This window comes from Nocardia sp. NPDC051321, from assembly GCF_044455225.1.
Lineage (GTDB): Bacteria > Actinomycetota > Actinomycetes > Mycobacteriales > Mycobacteriaceae > Nocardia.
In genome coordinates this window covers 590,448-596,865 of record NZ_JBITEM010000004.1, presented here as the reverse complement: position 1 = coordinate 596,865, position 6,418 = coordinate 590,448, and the positions used below count along the sequence as shown (strand labels likewise).

Here is a 6,418-nt window from a genome sequence, read left to right as displayed (position 1 = left end):
GTTTTTTAACGCGCTCCACACCCCCCCGCCGCTTTTTTGGCGCGCGCGGTGCGCGGCCGGCCCCGGGCCCTGGGGCCCGACGCCCTGGCGCCCCGGGCGCTAGTCTCGGCCGCTCGGACGCGAGACTTCGGGGGCCGCGAACACGCGGCGCCGCAGGCGCTGCAAAATAGATTCAGTGTCCACCGACGTCACTGTGATCATCCTGCTCGCGCTTGCCGGTTTCCTGCTCGGCGGCGTCTACTCGACGTGGAAAACCGCGCGCACCTTCGCGATCGTGCTTGCGGTCCTTGCCGCGCTCGCCATCGCGGGGGCCGTCGCCTGGTGGATCGGCGCCTGACTCAGAGCTCGGACAGCTTGAAGATGCGCAGGTCCTCGGGGACCCCGCTCAGCGGCGCGGCGAAGAAGCTGCGGCGGTACGGCTTCACCGCGTGGCCGAGCTCGGCGAGGGTCTCAGGCCGCAGCGACTGCAGCGTCGCCTCGGACAGCATGGTGTTGCCGTTGCCGCCCGCCTCCATCACCCTGGCCGCGATCGTGACGTCGACGCCGAGCCAGTCGCCGCCGATCTCGCGCGGCGAGCCGGTGTGCAGGCCGATCCGCATCTGCGGGCGGTAGTCGCGCACCTTCACCTCGGCCAGGTTGCGCTTGGCGTTGATAGCGGCGCGCACGGCCCGCTCGGCCGACGGGAACACGGCCATCACGCCGTCGCCCATCCGCTTGACCACCTGACCGCCGCGCTCGGCGATCGGCGGCTCGATGGCCTTCGCGACCCGGCGCAGCAACTCCAGGGTCGCCTCGTCGCCCGCGGACAGCGACCAGCTGGAGAAGGCCACCAGGTCGGTGAACATCACAGTTACTTCCGCGTTACCTTTGCCGCGGCCGACCCGTTCCAGCATCGCCTGCCAGACCTGGAGCGCGCCGAAGCCGATTTCCCGAGCCGCGCTCGGAGTGTCACCGACCAGCTTGTCCGCTGCCCGCGCGACGGCACGGGCACCGCCGGGACCGGTCACCGAGAGCGGGTCACCGAAGGAGGGATCACCTGGCAGCTGCTCACGCGCCTTGCGGAGCACGCCGATGAAGTCGGTCCGGTTGTTCGCCGCGTTCATCAACGCGGAAAGCTGGCCCTTGCGCAGGCCGACCCCGGGACGGCGGATGGGACCGCCCTCGTCCGCGGGTACCAGCGGAATCACGACCTCGGGCTGGCGGCCGTTTTCGTCCTCCGGCTCCGACCCGGGCGCAGCACCGCCGGAAGGTGTTTCGCTCACGCCCAGAGGGTATCTCAGCCGACCTGTCGTCGGCGGATCACTGATCATCGCCACCTGCTACCTCCCGACGGACGGAGCGGGCACAACATTGGGGCCGCCGATGGATAACGAGCTGGTTGCTGAGTCGAACTGTACTCGCGAAGTCCACCCCGCTGAAGCGACGTGTTTCACAGTTTCCGTGATGTTCACATGGACCGTTTACCAGCAATAATGCGGCCTCGCGCCGACCCGAGGGCGCGCATTCCGAGCCTGCCCTGATAACGCCATCGGCCCGGCGTGAAGGGGATCACGCCGGGCCGATGGTCACACCGTCCGCCGGGCAGTGGCGGTGCGGTGACGGGGCGCGCGAACCTCCCGACAAGGTCGGCGCCCCAAACCCGAGTGGCGAGGGAAGGCAACTCGGGTCGGCTGGAGTCGCTACGCGTCGCGCTGGTTGATCATGACCAGTGCGGCGCCGTAGACGATCGCGGTAAAGGCGAGGAAGTAGAGCAGGCTGCCCCATGGTCCCCAGTGCCAGTTGGCACCGGACTCCGAGACGGTGAGGAAGTGGCTCGCGTTCTGGAAGGGCAGGAACGGTGCCACGTTGCGGCCGAAGCTGCCGAACGCGCCGAGCAGCGGCTCGATCAGCAAGGACCACAACACGATCAGCGAGATCGCGGCCGCGGACTGCCGGACGAGCACACCGACACCGATGGCCACCGCGATCATCAGGAACGCGTAGATCGGGATGCCGTAGACGGCCCGCCATTGCCCGTCCAAGGTCAGGTTCGCCGCGGGGGCGGAACCGCCGATCGCCTTGGCGACCCCGATGGCGAGGAAGGCGAGGATGGTGGTGAACACGGCGCTGAAGACGCCGACGAGCACCGTCTTGGTGATCAGCACCTTGCTGCGATTGGGCACCGCCTGGAAGGTCGTCCGGATGACGCCGAAGCGGTATTCGCTGGTCACCGTCAATGCCGCCATGATCATCAGGACCATCACGCCGAAGCCGACGACGCCTGTCGTCGCGGTGCTCACGTCAAGCGCCGGGGTCCCCTCGGCCGGTTTGTCCCCCGCCGACTTGGTGACCAGTGCGAACAACGCGGCAAGCCCGAGGCCGAGCGCGACCACGATGGCCGAGCACCACCAGGGCGACCTGGTCGAGGTGAGCTTGATTCGTTCTGCTGCCAGCACGCCCATCAGAGCGCACCTCCCATCGCCTGTTCAAAGCCTTCACCGTGGTACTGCACGGCGCCGCCGGTCATCCGCATGAACGCCTCTTCCAGCGAAGCCCGTTGCGGCGCAAGCTCGAACAGCGTGATCTCGTTCGCGCCGGCCAGCTTGCCGACCGCGTCACTCGGCACGCCGGCCACCACGAGCGCGGGACCGTCGGTGCCGGTGCCGTCCTCGCGTACGGTCATGCCGTTCGAGGTGAGCACGCTGCGCAACTGGTCGAGCTGCGGGCTGCGCACGCGCACCGATTGTTCGGAGGCGCGCTCGATGAATTCCTGGGTGGTGGTATCGGAGATGAGCTGGCCGCGACCGATCACCACGAGGTGCTCTGCGGTCTGCGCCATCTCGGAGAGCAGGTGGCTGGACACCAGCACGGTGCGGCCCTCGGTGGCCAGTCGCTGCATGAACCGGCGGATCCAAAGGATGCCCTCCGGGTCGAGCCCGTTGACCGGCTCGTCGAACAGCAGCACCTGCGGGTCACCGAGCAGCGCACCGGCCAGGCCGAGGCGCTGGGACATGCCGAGGGAGAAACCGCCCGCGGTCTTGCCAGCCACCTCGGACAGGCCGACCAGTCGGAGCACCTCCTCCACCCGGGACTTGGCGATGTCGTTGGAGGCGGCCATCCACTCGAGGTGGGCGCGCGCCGAACGATTCGGATGCACCCACTTGGCGTCGAGCAGCGCACCGACCGTGCGCAGCGGATGGTCCAATTCGCGGTATGGCTTGCCCTGGATGAGTGCGGTACCCGCGGTTGGCTTGTCCAGCCCCAGGATCATTCGCATCGTCGTCGACTTACCGGCTCCGTTCGGGCCCAGGAACCCCGTCACCTGTCCGGGTCGAACGGTGAAGGATAGATCCTGGACGGCGACCGTCTGCCCGTAGTGCTTGGTCAGCCCTCTCAGCTCGATCATGGTGACCAGCCTGCCCGAAAACCCCGCCATCCGCGTCACTACTAAGTGTCGTGTCCGATCATCCTCGAGGATGACGGGGACCCTGACTATCCGCTACGGCCACCCTGACCTACCCCTGAGCTGGCGATCTCCAGCAGATGGCCTGGTCAGCGCCCGGGCGAGGAAGCCTGGGCCCAGAATCGCTTGGGGATGCGGCCTGCTTGGCGGGCCAGGTAGCCGGCGCGGACCGCGGCGGCCATGGCTTCGGCCATCAATTCCGGTTGACGGGCTCGCGTTACCGCGGTGGCCAGCAGGACGGCGGAGCAGCCGAGTTCCATGGCTAGGGCGGCGTCGCTTGCGGTGCCGATGCCCGCGTCGAGGATTACCGGGACCTTGGCCTCGGCGACGATCATCTCGATGTTGTGCGGGTTGCTGATGCCGAGGCCGGTGCCGATCGGGGAACCGAGCGGCATCACCGCGACGCAGCCCGCGTCCGCCAGCCTGCGCGCGAGGATCGGGTCGTCGGTGGTGTAGGGCAGTACCACGAAACCGTCGTCGACGAGTTGCTCTGCGGCGGTGACCAATTCGATCGGGTCGGGCAGCAGGGTGCGGTCGTCGGCGACCACCTCGAGCTTGACCCAGTTGGTGTCGAGCGCCTCGCGGGCCAGTTGCGCGGTGAGCACCGCCTCGGCCGCGGTGCGACAGCCCGCCGTGTTGGGCAGCGGCGTGATGTTCAAGCGCTTCAACAGATCCAGCACGCCGGTGCCGCCCGCGGCGTCCACCCGGCGCATGGCGACGGTGGTGAGTTCGGTGCCCGAGGCGATGAGCGCCTCCTCCAGCACGGCGAGGTTGTCCGCGCCGCCGGTGCCCATGATGAGGCGAGAACCGAACTCGCGGTCCGCGATCCGCAGCGGCGCGTCGACCTCAGCCACCTTGCACCGCCGTGAGCACCTCGATCTGCCAGCCGCGACCGACCGGCTCACCCCAGCGGGACTTGGGGAACACCGCGCCGTCCACCGCGAGCGCGATGCCCTGCGTCGGCAGTTCGAGGCGGCCGAGCAGCTCTCGGACGGTGAGGGTTTCAGCGAACTCGTGATCTGTGCCGTTCACGGTGACGCCGATGGGTACGGATGTCGAAGTCATCGAACTCCTCCTGCGGATGACAAATGCGACGACGGGTGCGTCGTCGAAAAGCGTTGCGGGTCGGCGGGTTCCGCCTCGGGCAACGGCGCTCCGGCCAGCTGGGCGAGCACCGCGGCCACGGTGAGCGGCATGGTCAGCATGCCGTTGCGGCCGTTGCCGGTGGCCGCGATGACCCGGTCGCTCAGCCTGCCGAGCAACGGCAGGTTGTCCGGGGTGCCGGGTCGCGAACCCGCGCCCGCCTCGGCCAGCTCGTATTCGCCGATGCCGGGAAATATCGCCTCGGCGTCGGCGATCAGGTCACGGACACCGGCGACGGTCACCGCGGTGTCGAAACCCGCCTCGTATTGTGTTGCGCCGACCACGATTCCGTCGGCACGCGGGACCAGGTACATGGCCCGGCCGTGCACCCTGGCCCGGACGACCCGGCTCGGTGCGGGAGTGACGCCGGGGCGGTGGCGCAGGCGCAGAATCTCACCCTTGATCGGACGGACCGGCAACCCGGGCCACAGTCGGGCCGAGGCGGCGCCCGCGGCGAGCACGATCTGATCGTGCGGGAGCGCGTCCAGGGCATCGACGGATTCGGCGCGAATCTGCACGCCTGCCGCTGTCGCGCCCGTGCGCAGGGCGGCGAGCAGGCGACGATTGTCGATCGCGGGCTCGGCGGGCGCGTGCAGCCCGGCTCGGACGGTGCGCGCGAGGTTCGGCTCCAGCGCGCGCACGCCCGCGCGATCCAGCACCCGCAGTTCGTGGCCGCGGCCACCGACCCATTCGGCGACCGTGCGCAGGTCGGCCGCGTCGGCGGCATCCAACGCGACCGTCAAGGTGGCGTCGGCCACGAAGACCGATACGCCGGTGGCGGCAGCGATATCGGCGGCGAATTCCGGCCAGCGGGCCAGCGCGGCCGCGCCGAATTCGAGCACCCGGTCCTCGCCAGGCCAGCCCTCGGACAACGGAGCGAGCATGCCGCCCGCCACCCACGAGGCGCCGGATCCGACGGCGGGGTCGAACAGGGTGACCGACCAGCCCGCCTCGGCGGCCCGCCAGGCCACGCCGAGCCCGATGACGCCACCACCTACGACGGCCAGCGTCCGCATCCGTTTCCACCTGCCTCTATGTCTGATAGGCGGCGTTCGCGGGCGCCGCCGTTTCGCTTCCCCACGGTAGCGCGGCTACGGTCGATGGCGTGCATCCCTCCCACCCCGCTCGACCCGCATCGCCCCGGGAGCGCTTGGCAACCGCTCGGCTCTATCTCTGTACCGACGCCAGGCGAGACAAGGGTGATCTGGCCAAGTTCGCCGAGGCGGCCTTCGCGGGCGGGGTCGACATCATCCAGCTCAGGGACAAGGGTTCGCCCGGTGAGGCGAAGTTCGGCCCGCTCGAGGCGCGCGCCGAACTCGGCGCCCTCGCCGAGCTGAAGTCGGCGGCACGCAGGCACGGCGGGCTCGTCGCGGTGAACGACCGCGCCGATATCGCGCTGGCCGCGGGCGCCGATGTGCTGCATCTCGGGCAGGGCGACCTGCCGCCCTGGTACGCGCGGCGCATCCTCGGCCAAGACGTGGTGATCGGGCGATCCACGCACAATCGCGCGCAGGCCGGACTCGCCGCGATCGACGAACATATCGACTACTTCTGCACCGGCCCGGTGTACGCGACCCCGACCAAGCCGGGCCGGCAGGCGGCGGGCATCGAACTGGTCCGCTCCACCTCCGACGCGCACCCGACCAGGGCCTGGTTCGCGATCGGCGGGATCGACGCGGACAACCTGCCGGACGTGCTCGCGGCGGGCGCGAACCGCATCGTCGTGGTGCGCGCGATCACCGAGGCGCGCGACCCGGAAGCCGCTGCCCGGCAACTCAAGACGGCGCTACTCGCCAACTCGTAGCCGGTGCGAGCAGACCTGATTCACCGCGG

The 6,418-nt window shown here is 69.6% G+C and carries 8 protein-coding genes; 2 read left to right on the top strand and 6 right to left on the bottom strand.

Annotation, left to right across the window (positions count from 1 at the left end):
• Positions 1–175 precede the first annotated feature (175 nt).
• Positions 176–337 carry a hypothetical protein gene (locus tag ACIA8C_RS12440; protein ID WP_397133784.1) on the top strand — a complete coding sequence of 54 codons (162 nt, stop codon included), beginning with the start codon at positions 176–178 and terminating at the stop codon, positions 335–337.
• A 1-nt stretch (position 338) separates the two neighbouring features.
• Here the strand turns inward: ACIA8C_RS12440 and ACIA8C_RS12435 are convergent, their stop codons facing one another.
• The 6 genes from ACIA8C_RS12435 to thiO all read right to left on the bottom strand — a co-directional run bounded on the left by ACIA8C_RS12435 (position 339) and on the right by thiO (position 5,601).
• Positions 339–1,103 (bottom strand): adenylate/guanylate cyclase domain-containing protein, encoded by a 765-nt coding sequence (locus ACIA8C_RS12435; RefSeq protein WP_397133853.1) that lies wholly within the window; start codon positions 1,101–1,103, stop codon positions 339–341.
• Between the two features lie 576 nt (positions 1,104–1,679).
• A complete protein-coding gene (locus ACIA8C_RS12430; protein ID WP_397133782.1) occupies positions 1,680–2,441 on the bottom strand; it encodes an ABC transporter permease in 762 nt (253 codons plus the stop codon).
• On the bottom strand, positions 2,441–3,385 hold the full coding sequence (locus tag ACIA8C_RS12425; protein WP_397133780.1) for an ABC transporter ATP-binding protein: 945 nt from the start codon (positions 3,383–3,385) through the stop codon (positions 2,441–2,443). Before ACIA8C_RS12425 ends, ACIA8C_RS12430 begins: the two co-directional genes overlap by 1 nt.
• 146 nt (positions 3,386–3,531) lie before the next feature.
• Positions 3,532–4,296, bottom strand: a complete 765-nt coding sequence (locus ACIA8C_RS12420) for a thiazole synthase (RefSeq protein WP_397133778.1) — start codon at positions 4,294–4,296, stop codon at positions 3,532–3,534.
• Entirely contained in the window at positions 4,289–4,507 is a 219-nt protein-coding gene (gene thiS / locus ACIA8C_RS12415) for a sulfur carrier protein ThiS (RefSeq protein WP_357385011.1), read from the bottom strand. Before thiS ends, ACIA8C_RS12420 begins: the two co-directional genes overlap by 8 nt.
• Positions 4,504–5,601: a glycine oxidase ThiO gene (gene thiO / locus ACIA8C_RS12410; RefSeq protein ID WP_397133776.1), complete on the bottom strand. Its 1,098-nt coding sequence runs from the start codon at positions 5,599–5,601 to the stop codon at positions 4,504–4,506. The genes thiS and thiO overlap by 4 nt, the downstream gene beginning before the upstream one ends.
• 89 nt (positions 5,602–5,690) lie before the next feature.
• Between thiO and thiE the strand changes: the two genes are divergently transcribed.
• Positions 5,691–6,389, top strand: coding sequence for a thiamine phosphate synthase (gene thiE, locus ACIA8C_RS12405; RefSeq protein ID WP_397133774.1), 699 nt, complete (start codon positions 5,691–5,693; stop codon positions 6,387–6,389).
• Positions 6,390–6,418: the final 29 nt, after the last annotated feature.